Annotated in this window: 13 protein-coding genes; 7 read left to right on the plus strand and 6 right to left on the minus strand. The window is 69.2% G+C overall.

Annotated elements, in window-relative coordinates:
- Positions 1-21: 21 nt before the first annotated feature.
- The 3 genes from SM754_RS06320 to purS form a co-directional block, all read right to left on the minus strand.
- The gene (locus tag SM754_RS06320; RefSeq protein WP_323675381.1) at positions 22-3,168 is read right to left on the minus strand and encodes a PAS domain S-box protein; all 3,147 of its coding nucleotides are present in this window, start codon (positions 3,166-3,168) and stop codon (positions 22-24) included.
- 83 nt (positions 3,169-3,251) lie between these two features.
- On the minus strand, positions 3,252-3,944 hold the full coding sequence (purQ, locus tag SM754_RS06325) for a phosphoribosylformylglycinamidine synthase I (RefSeq protein WP_323675382.1): 693 nt from the start codon (positions 3,942-3,944) through the stop codon (positions 3,252-3,254).
- Positions 3,941-4,198: a phosphoribosylformylglycinamidine synthase subunit PurS gene (purS, locus tag SM754_RS06330; RefSeq protein ID WP_323675383.1), complete on the minus strand. Its 258-nt coding sequence runs from the start codon at positions 4,196-4,198 to the stop codon at positions 3,941-3,943. The genes purQ and purS overlap by 4 nt, the downstream gene beginning before the upstream one ends.
- A 260-nt stretch (positions 4,199-4,458) precedes the next feature.
- On the opposite strand from purS, the gene SM754_RS06335 reads away from it, so the two are divergent.
- The 5 genes from SM754_RS06335 to SM754_RS06355 all read left to right on the plus strand — a co-directional run bounded on the left by SM754_RS06335 (position 4,459) and on the right by SM754_RS06355 (position 8,839).
- Positions 4,459-5,085, plus strand: a complete 627-nt coding sequence (locus tag SM754_RS06335; protein ID WP_323675384.1) for an SOUL family heme-binding protein — start codon at positions 4,459-4,461, stop codon at positions 5,083-5,085.
- 213 nt (positions 5,086-5,298) lie between these two features.
- Complete coding sequence (locus SM754_RS06340; RefSeq protein ID WP_501993759.1) at positions 5,299-6,252, plus strand: formyltetrahydrofolate deformylase; 954 nt, start codon at positions 5,299-5,301, stop codon at positions 6,250-6,252.
- A 100-nt stretch (positions 6,253-6,352) separates the two neighbouring features.
- Positions 6,353-7,171 carry a basic amino acid ABC transporter substrate-binding protein gene (locus SM754_RS06345; RefSeq protein WP_323675386.1) on the plus strand — a complete coding sequence of 273 codons (819 nt, stop codon included), beginning with the start codon at positions 6,353-6,355 and terminating at the stop codon, positions 7,169-7,171.
- 79 nt (positions 7,172-7,250) lie between these two features.
- The gene (locus SM754_RS06350) at positions 7,251-8,102 is read left to right on the plus strand and encodes an amino acid ABC transporter permease (RefSeq protein WP_323675387.1); all 852 of its coding nucleotides are present in this window, start codon (positions 7,251-7,253) and stop codon (positions 8,100-8,102) included.
- Positions 8,099-8,839, plus strand: a complete 741-nt coding sequence (locus tag SM754_RS06355) for an amino acid ABC transporter ATP-binding protein (RefSeq protein WP_323675388.1) — start codon at positions 8,099-8,101, stop codon at positions 8,837-8,839. The genes SM754_RS06350 and SM754_RS06355 overlap by 4 nt, the downstream gene beginning before the upstream one ends.
- Before the next feature lie 49 nt (positions 8,840-8,888).
- On the opposite strand, the gene SM754_RS06360 is transcribed toward SM754_RS06355, so the two are convergent.
- Positions 8,889-9,068: a DUF7576 family protein gene (locus SM754_RS06360; RefSeq protein WP_323675389.1), complete on the minus strand. Its 180-nt coding sequence runs from the start codon at positions 9,066-9,068 to the stop codon at positions 8,889-8,891.
- Positions 9,069-9,118: 50 nt separating this feature from the next.
- Positions 9,119-11,074: a DEAD/DEAH box helicase family protein gene (locus SM754_RS06365; RefSeq protein ID WP_323675390.1), complete on the minus strand. Its 1,956-nt coding sequence runs from the start codon at positions 11,072-11,074 to the stop codon at positions 9,119-9,121.
- 183 nt (positions 11,075-11,257) lie between these two features.
- Here SM754_RS06365 and SM754_RS06370 point away from each other — a divergent pair, with 183 nt between their 5' ends.
- The gene (locus SM754_RS06370; protein WP_323675391.1) at positions 11,258-11,833 is read left to right on the plus strand and encodes a DoxX family protein; all 576 of its coding nucleotides are present in this window, start codon (positions 11,258-11,260) and stop codon (positions 11,831-11,833) included.
- Positions 11,834-11,954: 121 nt separating this feature from the next.
- On the opposite strand, the gene SM754_RS06375 is transcribed toward SM754_RS06370, so the two are convergent.
- Positions 11,955-12,983 carry a phosphoribosylaminoimidazolesuccinocarboxamide synthase gene (locus tag SM754_RS06375; RefSeq protein ID WP_323675392.1) on the minus strand — a complete coding sequence of 343 codons (1,029 nt, stop codon included), beginning with the start codon at positions 12,981-12,983 and terminating at the stop codon, positions 11,955-11,957.
- 213 nt (positions 12,984-13,196) lie between these two features.
- Between SM754_RS06375 and SM754_RS06380 the strand changes: the two genes are divergently transcribed.
- Positions 13,197-14,705 (plus strand): TerB family tellurite resistance protein, encoded by a 1,509-nt coding sequence (locus SM754_RS06380; RefSeq protein ID WP_323675393.1) that lies wholly within the window; start codon positions 13,197-13,199, stop codon positions 14,703-14,705.
- Positions 14,706-14,710: the final 5 nt, after the last annotated feature.

The raw sequence follows: 14,710 nt of genomic DNA on the forward strand, positions 1-14,710 counted from the left end.
CGCCGGTCGGAACGACCGCACTCAGTCGTCGGCTTGGATGACGTCCGCCTCCGTCGCGATCGGGACCGAGAGCGTGACGACGGTGCCGCGAGGGTCGTTCGACTCGAACGCGATGGACCCGCCGGACTGGCTGACGACCCAGTCGACGAGCCAGAGCCCGAGCCCGCTCGCGTGCCGGAGCTGCGTTATCTCGCGCTCCTCGCCGATGAGCTCTCGCTCCGTTTCCGGGATACCGGGGCCGTCGTCCGCGACCCGTAACCGGAGCATGTCGTCGCGGTCGCCCGCGTAGTCCGCGCGCACCGTCACCGTCGGCGTCTCCGAGTCGTTGTGCTCGACGGCGTTCTCCATCACGTGATAGATCGCGGTGCGGAGCATGTCGTCCGCGCGAACCGCGACGTCCGCGGTCACCGCCACGTCGATCCGAGCGTTCGGGTACTCCTCGCGGATGCGTGCAGCGCTCGTCTCCACGCTCTCGGTGACGCTCACCGGCCCCGTCGCCTCCGTATCCCGGTCGAGCGTCCGTTCGACCGCGCGCGTCTTCTCCGCGAGTCCCAGCAGGTCGTCCGCGCGCTCGACGACCTGGTCGGCGTACCCGACCGCCGTCGAGTCCGTCACCGCGTCCCGGAGCATCTCCGCCGACCCCTTGATGATGTTCATCCCGTTCCGGAGGTCGTGCCGGAGGACGCGGTTCAGGATCTCCACGCGCTTCTGGCGTTCCTTGCGCTGGGTGATGTCCGTGTACACGAAGAACGTCACCGGTTCGTCCGCGTCCGAATCCACGGGTACCGCCGTCAGCTGGAAGTCACGCAGCCCGTCGGTCGTCCGCCGTTTGACCTCCTGTTCGACGACGTGACCGTTCCGACCGCGAGCGTCGATGTCCCTCGCCTCGTTCATCTGGTCGACCGGCACGACGAACTCGTTCAGGTTCCCGCCGACGATGCCCGCGCTCTCGTACCCGAACACGCCCTCGAACGCCGGGTTCACCGCCTCGACGATCGCGCCCTGGTCGCTGTGACGCGTCTGCACGACCGGGTCCGGGACGTTCTCGAACAGCGCCGCGAACCGGTCGCGTTCCCCGCGTAACTGCCCCTCGAACTCGATGCGCTCGATGGCGTCCTCGACGTGACGCATCAGGAGCTCCGCGAGCTCGAGATCGTCCTCGTCGAACCCGCCGACTTCGTCGCTGACCGCCTGGAACACGCCGTGGTCGCCGATCGGAACCGAGATCAGCGACCGGTACGAGCGCTTCTCCGGCGTCGCCTCGTTGTCAGCCTGGATGTCGTCGAACAGGAACGACTCCCCGGTCCGGTAGGTCTTCCCCGCGATACCGTCGCTGACGTGCGCCGTGGGCTTGTAGCCCTCCGGCTCTATCTCCGAGGACAACCCGACCGAGTGCAGGTACTCGCCGCGCACCTCGTCGATGCCGCAGACGTCGAAGTCGAGGATGCCCTCCGCCGCCTCCACCGTCAACCGCCAGACGTCGGCGCGCGTCTCGCAGTCGTCGAGCAGCGACGCGACCTCGTGGAGGTTCTCTATCTTCCGGCGTTTGTCGCCGAGCTCGGACTGGATGCGTTTCCGCTCCCGGACGTCCCTGACGACGCCCGCGACGCCGCCGTCCTCGACGCCACCCGGGAGCACGCCGACGTTCGCCTCGCACGGGACCTGCGTCCCGTCGGCCGCCCGTATCTGGAGCTCGAGCGTCACCACGCCCGCCCCGTCGTCGTCCGCCGCCGCGAGCGCCGCCATCTGCTCGGTCGCGTGCCCGTACATCTCCTCGCCGATCAGCGTCGACGCGTGCATGCCGACGAGCGCCTCGCGGTCGTACCCCGTCATCTTCGTGAGCGTGTCGTTGACCGTCTCGACGTAGCCGTCGCTGTCGAGCGCGAACACGCCCGCTCCGACCGTGTCGACGATCGTCTGCTGGAAGCGCAGTTCGGCCTCCCGGCTCGTCCGGTCGAACGCGGCCGTCGTCGCGGACGCGAGGATGGTCGACAGCTGCACGTCCGTCTCGTCGAACGCGTGCTCCTCGGTCGCGCCGAGCGCGAGCGTCCCGTGGTCGCCGAGCGGATGCACGACCGCGCTCCGGACCGGTGTGTCGTCACCGAGCGTCGTCGCCGACGGGACGTCGGCGTGGATGACGCGGCGCTCCCCCGTCTCGTACACCGACCAGTTCACGCTCTCGCCGGTGACGACCGGTGGCGGGGTGCCGAACTCGGCGGTCGCCGCCGTCGCACGCAACACCTCGCCGTCGTCGTCGTCGTCCGCGAGGTACACCGCCGAGTACGGCTGCCCGAGTATCTCCGCGACGGCAGTGACGACCGTCTCGGCGACGGTGCCGGCGTCGTCGGCGCGGACGAGGTCGCGCGTCACCGACCGCAACTGCGCGATGGTCTCCTTGCGTTGTTCGCGCTCGGTGACGTCGTGCACGAGCGACACCGAACTGCGGACGTCGCCGTCGGCGTTCGTCGCGTTCGTCGAGTGCCACTCGCAGGTGATGCGCGTGCCGTCCTTCCGGACGTTCTCGTTGACGTTCGTCAGGCGCCCGGGCGTCCCCAGCGCGGTCTCGCAGACCGGTTCGACGTCGTCACGCTCGTCCGGTGGGACGACCAGTTCGACGAGGTGTTCGCCGATCGCCTCCGCCTTCGTGTATCCGAACAGCGCCTCGGCGCCCCTGTTCCAGCGGACGATGACGTCGTCGGTGTCGACCTCGACGAGCGCGAGCGGTGCGTCCTCGACGACGACCTCCGGCTCGGCCGGGACCGAGTCGGCGGCCGCGTCGTCGCCGACGAGCTCGGCGACGCGCTCGGCGAGCACGCTCACGTCCTCGGCCTTCGTGACGTACGCGTCGGCGCCCGCGGCGACGACCTCGCCCGCGACGCGTTCGTTCCCGTGAGCGGTGTAGACGACGACCGGCGTCTCCGGGACGCGTTCACGGACGTGCTCGCAGAGCGATATCGCGCCACCGTCGGCCGGGGTGGCGTCCGGGAGCGCGTACTCGGTGACGACGGCGTCGAACCGCGTCGCCGCGAGCGCGTCACGCGCCGCTGCTGCGGTCTCGACGACGGTCACGTCAGCGGACAGCGCCGACGTCACGGTCGGCACGTTCGGCGACCCGTCGACGTACAGGACGCGAGGTCCACCTCCCCGCCGGTCCGGATCCGATGCCACCACTACTCGTGTTGAGTACGGGTTCCGCACGGTTTAAGCTTTGAGGCGAGTTCACACGCGCGCGCCGTCGCCAACGTCGACGACTACTCCGCGGTGACGGCGCGCGAGAACCCCTCGAGGAGCGGCCGACCGTCCGTCCCGCCGACGTCCGCGAGCGCCGCGCGCTCGGGGTGGGGCATCAGGACGGCCGTGGTGTCGCGCTCGCCGAGGACGCCCGCGACGTTGTGCTTCGACCCGTTCGGGTTCGCGTCGACGGACGGCTCGCCGTCGGCGTCGCAGTACCGGAAGAGCACGCGGTCCTGGGTCTCGAGTCGCGTCAACCGGTCGTCGTCGACCTCGTACCGGCCTTCGCCGTGCGCGATGGGGAGCGAGATGACCTCGCCCTCCTCGTATCCCGCGGTCCAGGGCGTGTCCGCGTTCTCGACGCGGAGGTGGACGTGCTCGCACTGGAAGCGCGCGCTCTCGTTCGTCGTGAACGCGCCCTCCGTGAGGCCGGACTCGCACCCGACCTGCGCGCCGTTGCAGACGCCGAGAACGGGAACGCCGTCGCTCGTCGCGTCCCGAACGTCGTCCATGATCGGCGAGCGCGCGGCCATCGCACCCGCACGGAGGTAGTCCCCGTACGAGAAGCCACCGGGGAGCATGACGCCCGTCACGTCCGCGGGAAGGCCGTCCTCGTGCCAGACGATCTCGGCGTCGACGCCGACGGATTCGAGCGCGCGAGCGGCGTCGCGGTCGCAGTTCGACCCACCGAAGCGGACGATGGCGACGGTCATGTCTCGCGTTCGGCGACCGCGACCTCGTAGTCGTGGATGGTCGGGTTCGCGAGCAGTCGTTCGGCCATCTCGCCGGCGCGCTCGCGGGCGCTGGCCTCGTCCTCGGCGTCGAGGTCGACCTCGAAGCGGTCGGCCGCGCGGAGGTCCTCGAGGTCGAAGCCGAGGCGTTCGAGCGCGCGCTGGGTCGTCTCGGCCTCCGGGTCGAGCACCCCGTGCTTCAGCCGGACGGTCACCGTGGCGGTGTACGCGGTCATCGACTGGAAGCGCGCGTTCGTGGTCAAAAACTCTTGTGCAATCCGCTCGTGATACACGTTTGTGGATAAACGTCGCGACCGCAGGGAGTGACGGTATTCGCGAGCGGGGAGCGAATGGGACCCGCGAGCGGCAGTGGGCCTGAGAGTCGCGGGACGCCGAACGGCGCACGCGCCGGTCGAGGCGGTCCCGAGACCGAGCGAATAACCTGTGGATTGGTTCCGAGGCACGTGCTTATGCTCGTGGCCGTCGAACTGGCGGTATGAAGCGAGTGCTCAGGATCCTCGGTGGCGCGCTCGGCGTGACCGCGGCCGCCGTCGCGCTCTGGGACGCGTGGGCGCGGTTCTGGCAGGGTGACGTGGAGACGGTGCCGTACACCGTCCTCGACCGCGACGGCGCGTTCGAACTTCGGGAGTACCCCGACGTCGTCGTGGCACGCACCGTCGCGCCCAACCAGCGCGAGGCGTTCCGCCGACTGTTCGCGTACATCGACGGCGCGAACGAGCGGGCGCAGGACGTCGCGATGACCGCTCCGGTGGCGACCACGCCCGGTGTCGACGTCGCGATGACGGCCCCCGTCACCACGGCCCCCGTCGAGGCCGGCGTCGAGATGTCGTTCTTCCTCCCGGCGTCGTACACGCTCGACGGCGCCCCGGAACCGACCGACGACCGCGTCGAACTCGACGTCGTCGAACACCGACGCGTCGCCGCCTACCGGTTCTCGTGGTTCGCGACCGAGGCCAGCGTCGACCGCGGCCGCCGCCGCCTCGACCACGCGCTCGCCGACCGCGGCCTCGCCGCCGCCGACGACCACGAACTCCACCGCTACGACGACCCACGAACCCCGCCCTGGCAGCGCCGGAACGAACTCGTCGTCGAACTCGCCTGACAACCCCGGCACCCGTCACGCTCGAACGTCCCGTCTCCACACTTCACCTCCCTCGCCACCGCCGCCCACCACGAACCGGGCCGTCCTGGCGGCACGCGACGCGTTAGCGTCCGCGCGCCCCGTCCAGGGTTGCGCGGAAGGGAACGCTTTTGCTCGCGGGTCGTCTGAGAGTCGACCGATGTCCCAGTCGACCAGCAGTCGGAGGTGGCACCGATGACCAGTGACCTCGCCGAGATCACGGTCGTCGGAGGAGACAAGACCGGCCTCATCGCGAGAGTGACCTCCCTGCTGTTCGAGCGCGGAATCAACATCGAGGACCTCGACCAGGCGGTCCGCGAGGACGTCTTCCGGATGACGCTGTCCGCCGACACCGACGAGATGGTGTGCACGCAGGCGAAACTCCGCGAGGACCTCCACGACCTCGGCGACGAACTCGGCGTCGACGTCCAGGTACGGTTCCCCGAGGACCGCGAGACCCAGCAGATCGCGGTCCTCGTCACGCAGGAATCGCACTGCCTCGAACGACTGTTCCAGGCGTGGGCGAGCGGCGACCTCGGCGCCGACATCTCGGTCGTCATCGGGAACCACGACGACCTGGAGCCGCTCGCCGAGCGATACGACGTCCCGTTCCACGACGTCGGCGACGAGAAGGGCACGCCCGACGAGGGCGAGCTCCTCGACCTGCTCGCGGAGTACGACGCGGACCTCATCGTCCTCGCGCGCTACATGCGCATCCTCAGCCCCGACGTCGTGTTCCGGTACGAGGACCGCATCATCAACATCCACCCGAGCCTCCTCCCGGCGTTCCCCGGCGCGAAAGCGTACCGACAGGCCTTGGAGGAAGGCGTTCGCATCGCGGGCGTCACCGCGCACTACGTGACGACGGACCTCGACCAGGGCCCCATCATCACGCAGCGCGCGTTCGACGTCCCTGACGACGCCGGCATCGACGCCCTCAAGGAACGCGGCCAGCCCCTCGAAGCCGACGCGCTCCTCGAAGCCGTCCGCCTCCACCTGAACGACGAGGTGAGCGTCCACCGCGGCCGCACGCGCCTCCGCGAGAACCACGAGGAATCCTACCAGCTCGGCCTCCCCGACGAAGCCGACCGCGCGAACCCCGACCGGCCCGTCGACGGCCTCGGCGACGTCGTCAGCGACGACGACTGACCCGTCCCCCGGTACTTCAGGACCCGGGCGACCATGGTCGAGGTGGCCGAAATCCACCCAAGCGGTACTCTTAACCCATTGAGTGATGAGGTTATCTCTCATGCAACGGCGCCAATTGCTCAAACGGAGCGCAGCGGCAACGGCAGCACTGTCGATGGCGGGATGCATGGAGACGCTGAGCGGCGGTGGCGGCAGCGGCGACGCCATCAAGATCGGTTCGGACATCCCGTACCGGCCGTTCGAGTACTACAACGAGGAGGACGAACTCGTCGGATTCGACCCCGGCATCGCTGAAGCGTTGTTCGGCGGCGAGATGGACCGCGAGTACGAGTTCCAGAAGACCGCGTGGGACGGCATCATCCAGTCCCTGAACAACGGGAACTTCCGCGTCATCATGTCCGCGATGACGATCAAGCCGGAGCGCGCCGAGAAGGTCGACTTCTCGGACCCGTACTTCACGGCCTACCAGACCATCGTCGTGCTCAACGACAGCGACGTCTCCGCGAAGTCGGACCTGAAGGGTGCGTCCGTCGGCGTCCAGAAGGGGACGACGGGCGCGAGCGCGGCGGAGGACCTCAAAGCCGAGTTCGACGGCGACCTCACCATCAAGAAGTACGACCAGATCCAGGGGGCGTTCGACTCCCTCATCAACAACCAGGTGGATGCGGTCGTCAACGACAACACGGTGAACGCGGAGTTCGTGAACCAGAACGACGCCGTCCGGTTCGTCGAGGGCGAGGGCGAGGCCGCGTCCCAGGGGAAGGACGCCCCGCCGTACCTCACGCTCACCGTCGAAGACTACGGGATCGCGTTCCGGAAGGACGACGACGAGTTCCGGAAGGAGGTCAACGACGCGCTCGCGACCCTCAAGGAGAACGGCACGTACGACGACGTCTACAGCGAGTACTTCAGCGGCTAGGGACTCACAGTAATGCACAAGCCAGTGACGTCCATCGGTCGGCAACCAGTGGCGAACGCGCCAGCCGAGGTCGAGTCCGATGAGTGACCAGGTCGGGGACGGCCACGTCGAGGAGAGTCGTCCCGGTCCGGGGTTCTTCGACCTCGCGAACGACAGGGCGATCCGCCTCATCGGGACAGCGCTCTCGCTGGCGTTCGCGCTCGCCGTGCTCGCGATGCTCGCGTTCATCCTCTTCATCAACGAGCGCTCGGCGATCGACGTCGACCTGTTCTTCAAGATCCTCCCGCAGTTCCTCGAGCCGCTGTGGGTGGTCCTGCAGGTGTTCCTCATCGGGAGCGTGCTGTCGGTGTTCTTCGGCATCTTCGTCGGACTGGCTCGCGTCTCGAAGTCCCCGATCACGAACGGGATATCGACGGCGTACGTCGAGTTCTTCCGGGGGACGCCGTTGCTGTTCCAGATCATCGTCGTCTACTACGGGGTGCCGGCGCTCTGGCCGCCGGGGGAGTTCCCGTTCACGACGTGGTGGTTCCCGGCGGCGATCATCGCGTTCACGCTGAACCACGCCGCCTACGAGGGCGAAGCGATCCGCGGCGGTATCGCGGCGGTCCCGGACGGTCAGATGGAGGCCGCCCGGTCGCTCGGGATGTCGTACACGCAGGGGATGCGCGAGGTCGTGCTGCCGCAGGCGTGGCGGAACGCGCTCGCCGCAATCGGGAACGACATGGTGATCCTCGTGAAGGACACGTCGCTGCTGACGGTGATTGCGGCGCCGGAGCTGATCAGTCAGTTCCGCGACGTCAACAGCACGTACTTCGACCCGTGGACGCCGATCCTCATCCTCGCGTTCGCGTACCTCGCGATCACGGTCCCGCTCGGGAAGTTCGTGCGGTACATGGAGCAGCGCGCGGACTGGGGAGGTGAGCACGAGTGAGCACCGACCAGCCGCTCATCGAGTTCGATAGCGTCGACAAGTACTTCGGGGACTTCCAGGCGCTCAGCGACATCGACCTCGACATCTACGAGGGCGAGGTCGTCGTCGTCATCGGTCCGAGCGGGAGCGGGAAGTCCACGCTCTTGCGATGCACGAACCTCCTCGAGGAGATCCAGGAGGGCGACGTCCGGCTCGACGGCGAGTCAATCGCGGCGCCGGACGCGGACATCAATCGCCTCCGGCAGCGCATCGGGATGGTGTTCCAGCACTTCAACCTCTTCCCGCACAAGACGGTCGTGGGGAACATCACGCTCGCTCCGACCAAGGTCAGGGGCGTCCCGGAGCAGGAGGCGTTCGAGACCGCCGAGCAACTGCTCGACGACGTCGGGCTGCAGGAGCAGGCCGAGTCGTATCCGAACCAGCTCTCGGGCGGCCAGCAACAGCGCGTCGCGATCGCTCGCGCGCTCGCGATGGACCCTCGCGTGATGCTGTTCGACGAGGTCACGTCCGCGCTCGACCCGGAACTCGTCGGCGACGTCCTCGCCGTGATGCGCGACCTCGCCGAGGGGGGGATGACGATGATGGTCGTCACGCACCAGATGGGGTTCGCCCGCGAGGTCGCGGACCGCGTGGTGCTGATGGCCGACGGCGAGATCGTGGAGTCCGGGCCGCCAGAGCAGTTCTTCGAGAACCCGGAGACGAGTCGCGCAGAGTCGTTCCTCTCCCAGATCCTCTGAGAGACGGAACGGGCCGACCCGGGTCTCGACGTCGCCGTCGTGCGTCGCGCTAGCTCGACTCCCAGGCGTCGAGGCAGTCGTCGTCGCAGAAGTGCGCGTGTTCGCTGTCGCCGTCGACGATGCGCGAGCGGACGCGGTGGCTGTCGCCGGTGACGGGCGCGCCGCAGGACGCGCACGCCGGGGCGTCGTCGGCGTCCACGTCGCCGACGTCGGATGTGGGGTCGACCATGCTACTGGAGTCCATGCCCCGGAGTGGCTTGAACGACTCGAGGGTGGCAATTATTCGACGGGGTCTCCGGTCGCCGCGTCGTCGCTATCGCGTTCCGCGTCGTCGCCGTCCCTCCCGTCGTCGCCGGGTACGTCCGCGTCGTCGGCGACATCGTCGGTCGCGGCGACGAGGCCGTCGGTCGCGGCGAACGCCTTCGCGTCGCCGTCGCGGACGCTGATGCCCTTCGAGGCGAGGTGGCGGGTCTGGTTCTGCGCGAAGTCCTCCTCGGTCGTCCCCCTGGTGGCGAGGACGACGACGTGCGCCGACCCCTCGGGGCGCATCGTCCGGCCGGCGCGCTGGGTGCCCTGTCGCCTGGATCCGCCGAGGCCGGACGCGACGACGGCGACCTCGGCGTCCGGCAGGTCGATGCCCTCGTCGGCGACCCGGGAGACGACGAGGACCCTGCGGTCGCCGTTCCGGAACTCGCGGAACAACCGGTCGCGCTCGCTGTGCGCCATCTCGCCGGAGATGAACGGCGCGTCGAGCGCCGCCGCGAGCTCGCGGCCGTGGTCGAGGTACTCGACGAACACGAGCGCCTTCTTGTCCGGATGCTCGCGCTCCAGGACGTGCTCGGTCTCCGCGATCTTCGCGGGGTTCGCGGCCGCGGCCTGGCGCTTGTCGTGCCCGTCGCGCTTCGCGTGCCGTTCCTGCGCCTCGTCTGACCCCCACGGCACGTACCGCACCTCGACGTCGGGGTCCTGCACGAACCCGGCGTCGAACAGCGCGTCCCAGTCCGTCCCGATGGGCGGGCCGACGAGCGTGAATATCTCCTCCTCGCGGTCGTCGCCGCGGACCGGCGATGCCGTCAAGCCCAGCCGATGCTTGCTCTGGAGGTCGACGCTCCGTCGGTGGATGGGCGCGGGAACGTGATGGACCTCGTCGTAGACGACCAGCCCCCACTCGCGGTCGTCGAACAGCTGTCGGTGCCGGTCCATGCCCGCGGTCTGGTACGTCGCGATGGTGACGGGCCGGATCTGCTTCGTCCCGCCGTGGTACTCGCCGACCTGGGAGTCGGTGAGGGTCGTGTGCGTCAGCAGCTCCTCGCGCCACTGCGTCGCGAGCTCACGACTCGGGACGAGCACGAGCGTCTCCCCGCCGACCGCCTCGATGCACCCCATCGCGGCGACGGTCTTCCCGCTCCCCGGCGGCCCGACGAGGACGCCCGCGCCCTTCTCCTCGAAGCGAGCCACCCACTCGCGCTGGTAGTCCCGCAACCGCAACTGCAGGGAGACGTCGAGGTCGTCGCCGGATTCGAGGTCGCGGCCGTCCTCCACCGGGTAGCCGGCCTCGTAGAGCACGCGTTTGACCTCCGCGACCCTGTCCTCGGCCACCCACGCCTCGGTATCGGAGATGACCGCACGAAGCGCGCCCTCCGGCAGGCGCTGCTCGGCGACGTTCCCCAGCAAGCTCTCGTTGGCCGCCCGGAGGACGACGTAGCCGTCCTCGTGCGTGCGGAGCTCGAAGCGGTGCGCGCGCTTGTACTGCTCGACCACCCACTCCTCGAACGTCGACGGCCACACCGGCAGCACCGACTGCATCGTCGCGACGAGCTCCTCGTGGGTGTCGTACGGCGCCTGCCAGACGTCCTCCCGACGGACCTCGTACAGGTACCCGCCCGTTCGCGTGGTGTCCTTGAGGCGCGCGAACTGCGCGAGCTGCGCTCGCGTGAACTGCTCGGGCTGGTCGACGACGATCTCGCGGCGCTCCGGGAAGAACACGACGCGTTCGCGCTCGACCATCCGCGCCCAGTCGCTCGCGTAGAACACCGTCGGGTCCTCCGCGACGCTCGCACGCTCCACGTCACCGCGCTCCTCCAGCGCGTCGAGCGCCTGCATCGCGCGCTCCTGGCTGACGTCGAGGCGGCGCGCGAGCGCCGTCGCCGTGATGACGGGCCGCCCGTGCGATTCGAGCGCGTCGTAGAACCGGTCGACGGACAGCTCCTCTGTCTCCGTATCGCTCTCGGTCACTACCCGCCGGTAGCGGCCGCGCGGCCAAATGCGTACCGTCCCACGCATCCGAACCACTCGACGGACCCAGCGACACCGCTTACCGCCGTTCTCACGTGCTGAGAACGGTTTCGGCCCGCTGAGAACCACGACTCGTTTATATGGGGTTCGTCGTCGAATCTCGAAGTGTAGAGGTGCACGACAATGTCCGCACAAACCCGCAAACTGGACGCTGAACTGTTCGGTCGAGAGACCGAATTCGAGTACTCCGAGCACTGGGTCGGCTACGCGCTCGTCGGGCTCCGGGTCGTGATGGGCTGGGTCCTCCTTCAGGGAGGCCTCACCAAGCTCGTCACGTACCTGGATGGGAACCCGGAGAACAACTGGACGGCCGCGGGCTACCTCGCGAACGCCATCCCCGAAGGCAACCCGTTCATGGGGATGTTCGCGGACATGGCGGGGAGCGGACTCATCGACGTCCTCGTGATGTGGGGCCTCACCCTCACCGGAATCGGGCTGATCCTCGGCGCGTTCGTCCGCTGGAACGCGTTCTGGGGCGCGGTCATGATGATGATGTTCTGGGCGGCGAGCCTCACCGGCGGCCTCATGCAGGGACTGCCGCTCGCGCACGGCTGGGTCGTCGACGACCACGTCGTGTACGCGATGCTCCTGTTCGGCCTCGGCGCCATCGGCGCGGGCCGCATCCTCGGCGTCGACGGGTTCCTCGAGGAACTCGACTTCGTCAAGGAGAACCGCTGGGTCCGCCTCCTCATGGGCTGACCTCGGAGACGCCCTCCAGTTGCGCGCGGGTTGCGCGCATCGCAGTCGACTCCTTTCTGCTGTCTCGTCGTCGCTCGCTGCCAGCGCCGCGTCGTCGGTCGACGCCGCGAGCGCCGTCGCGCTACTGGCTGCCGAGCCGTCGGACCTTCCCGACGGCGGAGTCGAGGGGCGGTGCGTCGAACAGTTCGAGGCCGGTGTAGGCGTTCGTGCCGGCGGCGTACATGTCCCGCGCGATGGCGACGACCTCGTCGTCGAGCGGCTCGGGGTCGACCTCGCACAGCGCCTTCCAGTCAGCCTCGTCCCGTTCCCTCGCCGCCGTCTTCGCGTCCGCGACGGCGTCGACCCACTCCGGCTGCGTGCGCTTGTGGTACTGGCGGATGACCTCCTTCGACAGCTGCGTGCCCTCGTAACTGAAGCGGTTCTCGTCGAACGTCCCGACGACGTCCGCGACCCGGACCTCGCCGTCGTAGTACAGGCACTCGATCTTCCCGTCCTCGTGCGTGAGTCCCTGTGACGCCGCCTGCGCGGTGACGACGTCGTTCACGTCGCGCGCCACGCGCTCGAGGTCGTCGACGCTCGCGACGCCCGCGATGCGGTCCGCCTCGTCGCGGTCGAGGTAGCGGTCCGAGCGCTCGTACTTCGTGGAGAACTCGACGATGGGTTCGTCGAGGTCGACGGCCTCCTCCGGCCAGTCCTCGCGGTCGAGGCCGTGGTCCTCGGGCTCGGTCCGCGAGCGGAGACTGGACCCCACTGGCACTTCGTTCCGGAACACGATCTCGAGCGGGACGAGGTAGTTCTCGGCCGCGTCCGCGTGGTACGCGTCGTAGTCGTAGTCCCGGCCGTCGTGGGGGAGGTCGGGGACCTGCGTCAGGTCGATCGCCATCTCCCACGGCGGCGTGGACGCGTCCCGGAGCGGGACGACGTCGCCGTCGTCGACGACGCCGCGGTAGTGCGTCGGAATCCCATCCGATTCGAGTAGTTCGAAGTTGAACGCGCCCATCGAGCAGAGGCTCGCGCCCTTGTCGGGGATGCGGTCGGGCATCTTCCCCCAGTCGAACACCGAGTAGTCGTCCGTGAACACGAACGCGCCACGGCCGAGGTCGTCGGCGGTCGCTTCTGTTTCGACGCGGAAGTCCTTCACCGACGTCACGGCTCGCACCCTCCAGTTGCGCTGGCGGTCATACCTCGAACGCGGATTCGCGGGGTAATCAACTTTCATCAACGCGGCGGCCAGCGCGGCCCCGGGTGGTGCCCCGGAACCATCCGAGTGCTCGTCGAAGGATTAATTTCGCACGTATTCGTGTATCGGTGCAAGGATGAACGTGACTTCAGGGAACGACGTCCTTGGGTGGTCGTCGTGGTAGTGGGACAGGTACTGGGTGCGAGTCTCTATCTCGTCCTGCCGCTCGTCCTGTTCGGGTACTGGGTGACGATGTACGACGCCCGGCTGGGTGGGGCGCTCGCGGGGTACGCGCTCGGTGTGGGCGTCGGGATGCCCGTGAGCGACCCGGTCGCGCTCGGCGCCGGGGTCGCGCTCGCGGCGGTGTTCGCCGGGGTCGCGCACTACGAGGCTCGCTTCGGGTGGGCGGTCGTCGGCGGGGCGACCGGCCTCCTGCTCGGCGGGTTCGCGCTCGGCGGCGTCACCACGCCCGTCGGCGCTGGCGCGGGACTCGCGCTCGCGGTCGTCCTCGGCGCGCTCGCCTGGAAGTTCCCGCGCGGGACGCTCCCGCTCTCGACGGGCGTCCTCGGCGCGCTCTTCGTCGCCACGGCGCTCACCGCCGGCGCGGACTCGGGCGGGGGCGACCTGACGAACGTCGCCGTGACCGCGGTCGTCCTCGGCGGGTTCGTCGCGCTCATGATACAGCCGTGGACCGCGGAACTCGGCGACACCGTCCCGCCGCTGCTCCCGCTGCGGGTGCGGAACTGGTTCGACCTCGTCACCGAAGGTGGCGTGGACGACGCCGTCTGTCCGAACTGCGGGCAGCGCGTCGACCCGAACGCGCCGTACTGCGGGAACTGCGACGCCTCGCTCGCCGGCATGGTCGGCCCCGCCGACGGCGCTGCCGGGGACGCGACCGAGACGACGGTCGCGGACGTCCCCGACGACGCCGTCGCCGTCGACGTCCCCTGCCCCGAGTGCGGCGAACGCCCCATCGAGGAGGCGGCGACGGGCGTCGGCCTCGTCGGGATGCTTCTGGCGTACCAGTGGAGCTCCCGGACGGTCATGGGCTGTCACGCGTGCAATCGCTCGCGGCTCTGGGGGCTCGCCGGCAAGAACCTCCTGCTTGGCTGGTGGAGCATCGCGTCGCTGTTCGCGAACCCCTTCACCGTCCTCTGGAACCTCGGCCGCGGCGCGGTGAACCGCGGGCCGTCGACGAAGCTCGCGCGGACGCTCGCGGAGTCCGGCGTCGACTTCCAGTACCTCGCGGACCCGAGCGAGTTCGACGCGAGCGAGTACGGCGAGCACGAACTCCTCAAGCGCGGCCTCCTCCGGCTCGGGGTCGCCGTGATGCTCGCGGACGGACGCGCTGACAAGAGCGAGGCCGCCGCCATCCGCGACAACGCCCTGGAGCTGTTCCCGGACGCTGACCGGAACGAACTGCAGGAGCGCGTGACGGAGTACGCGAACGGGACGACGAACGCGGCGAAGGTCGCGGACGGGCTCGAGGAGACGCTCACGCGGGACGGCCGCCAGCTCGCCCTGCGGTTCGCGGCGCAGGTCGCGGTCGCCGACGGGGACGTCGACGACGCGGAGGCGGAGCTCCTGGCGACGCTCGCTGACGAACTGGAACTCGACGACGGCGCCGTCCAGAACGCGATCGGCTCCGGGGTCTCCACGGAAGGCACGCCGGACCCGTCCGCGGCGCTCTGAGACGC

The organism is Halorubellus amylolyticus (assembly GCF_034808145.1).
GTDB lineage: Archaea > Halobacteriota > Halobacteria > Halobacteriales > Natrialbaceae > Halorubellus.